This window comes from Methylibium sp. T29-B (assembly GCF_000576225.1).
Lineage (GTDB): Bacteria > Pseudomonadota > Gammaproteobacteria > Burkholderiales > Burkholderiaceae_C > Methylibium > Methylibium petroleiphilum.
Genome location: NZ_AZSN01000305.1, coordinates 1 through 2,224, shown reverse-complemented (window position 1 = coordinate 2,224; position 2,224 = coordinate 1). Strand labels below are relative to the sequence as shown.

Genomic DNA, 2,224 nt, shown 5'->3' with positions numbered 1-2,224 from the left:
CGGCCGCGAGGCGGCAGAGTTTCGCGTGGCGGGGCACGCCGGCAGCACGCCGCGCGCGCTGGCCAAGGTGGCCTCGGGCGGCGAGCTGTCGCGCATCGCGCTGGCGATCGCGGTCACCACCAGCGAGCTCGGCGAGACCGGCACGCTGATCTTCGACGAGATCGACGCCGGCGTCGGCGGCAGCGTGGCCGACGCCGTGGGGCAGTTGATGCGCCGCCTGGGCCGCGACCGGCAGGTGCTGTGCGTGACCCACCTGCCGCAGGTGGCCGCCTGCGCCGACCACCACTGCGTGGTCAGCAAGGCCGCGCAGGGCGGCAGCACGCGCAGCCAGGTCGACCCGGTCACCGGCGAGGCGCGGGTGCAGGAGATCGCCCGCATGCTGGGCGGCGGCGCGGCCGGCGGCACCAGCCTGGCCCATGCGCAGGCGCTGCTGGCGACCGCGACATCGGCCCCGCCGGCGCCCCCAGCCACGCCCGGCGGTCGTGGTGGACGCAAGCGGCAGCGGGCATGAGCCAGGACACCGTGGCGCCGGCCCTGCCCGACGCACCGCGCGAGGTGGTGCTGGTCACCGGCATCTCCGGCTCGGGCAAGTCGGTGGCGCTGCATGCGCTGGAGGACGCCGGCTTCTACTGCGTCGACAACCTGCCGCCCGAGCTGCTGCCGCAGTTCCTGCGCCTGGAGCAGGCCCGCACCGACGGCGCGATGCGCCGCATCGCGGTGGCGGTCGACGTGCGCAGCGCCCGCTCGCTGCCGGCGCTGCTGCCGAGCCTGTCGCAGCTGGGCAGCGAGGGCGTGAAGGTGCGCGCGATCTTCCTCGACGCCAGCACGCATGCGCTGGTGCGGCGCTTCTCCGAGACGCGGCGCCGCCACCCGCTGAGCACCGGCGCCCCCGGCGAGGCGCTCGACCAGCACCGTGCACTGACCGACGCGATCGAGCTCGAACGCGAGCTGCTCGCCGACCTGCGCGAGGCCTCCACCGTCCTCGACACCAGCCAGCTGCGCGCCGCCCAGCTGCGCGCCTGGGTGCGGCAGCTGGTGCAGGCACCGGCCGGCGCACTGACGCTGGTGTTCGAGTCCTTCGCCTTCAAGCACGGTGTGCCGCTCGACGCCGACCTGGTGTACGACGTGCGCGTGCTGCCCAATCCGCACTACATCGACGAGCTGCGCCCGCTGACCGGTCGCGACGCACCGGTCGCCGACTACCTGCAGCAGCAGCCCGAGGTGGGCGAGATGCTGGGGCAGATCGAAGCCTTCCTGGTGCGCTGGCTGCCGGCGTTCGAGCAGGACCAGCGCGCCTACCTCACCGTCGCGATCGGCTGCACCGGCGGCCAGCACCGCTCGGTCTACTTCGTCGAGCAGCTCGCCCGGCGCTTCCGCGACCGCGGTGCGACGCTGGTGCGCCACCGCGAGCTCGACGCGCTCTGAGAAGCCGGTCGCCGATGACGGATACGCCCTCCTTCGAACTGCCGCTGTTCCCGCTGCAGTCGGTGCTGTTCCCCGATGGCCTGCTGGGCCTGAAGGTGTTCGAGGCGCGCTACCTCGATCTGGTGGGCGAGTGCCTGCGCGAACGCAAGCCCTTCGGCGTGGTGGCGCTGAAGAAGGGCAGCGAGGTGCGCGGCAACGGCGCGCCCGGCGACGTGGCGCTGGAGTCGATCGGCTGCCTGGCCGAGCTGATCGACGTGGACAGCCCGCAGTCCGGCATCCTGCAGGTGCGCTGCCGCGGAACCCGGCGCTTCGAGACGGCCGGCACCTCGCAGCAGGCCAACCACCTGTGGGTCGCCCAGGCCCGGCTGCTGCCCGACGACGAGACCGTGCTGCCGACCGAGGAGCTGGTCGGTTCGGCCCAGGGCCTCGCGAACGCGATCGCCACCCTCAAGCAGCAGGGCAACGCGCCCTTCCTCGAGCCCTACCGCTTCGACGACGCCGGCTGGATCGCCAACCGCTGGTGCGAGATCCTGCCGATCTCGGTGGCCGCCAAGCAGAAACTGATGGAACTGCCCGACCCGCTGGTGCGGCTGAAGCTGGTCGACGAGTTCCTGCGCAGCAAGGGCGTGGTCGGCTAGGGCGCCATGCCGACCGAGCCCGAGTCGCCGGCGCGCGAGGCGGCACTGGCCATGGCGCCGGCGCAGTTCCGCGCGCTCGGCCACGCGCTGGTCGATCGCATCGCCAACATGATGGCCGCGCTGCCGCAGCGCCCGGTGAGCCACGGCGAGACCCCGGCCGA

Annotated in this window: 2 protein-coding genes and 1 pseudogene; all 3 read left to right on the top strand. The window is 73.5% G+C overall.

All coding sequences use genetic code 11. The features are described from left to right. Positions 1-511, top strand: a pseudogene (locus tag Y694_RS21420) (DNA repair protein RecN); the annotation flags it as partial. Next, entirely contained in the window at positions 508-1,425 is a 918-nt protein-coding gene (rapZ, locus tag Y694_RS21415) for an RNase adapter RapZ (RefSeq protein WP_011830910.1), read from the top strand. The pseudogene Y694_RS21420 and the gene rapZ, both read left to right, overlap by 4 nt. 14 nt (positions 1,426-1,439) lie before the next feature. Further along, positions 1,440-2,063, top strand: coding sequence for an LON peptidase substrate-binding domain-containing protein (locus Y694_RS21410; RefSeq protein ID WP_036236482.1), 624 nt, complete (start codon positions 1,440-1,442; stop codon positions 2,061-2,063). Positions 2,064-2,224: the final 161 nt, after the last annotated feature.

Bases quoted from the DNA above. Each gene is read 5' to 3' on its own strand.
- rapZ (WP_011830910.1), top strand. From the start codon at position 508: ATGAGCCAGGACACCGTGGCGCCGGCCCTGCCCGACGCACCGCGCGAG.
- Y694_RS21410 (WP_036236482.1), top strand. From the start codon at position 1,440: ATGACGGATACGCCCTCCTTCGAACTGCCGCTGTTCCCGCTGCAGTCG.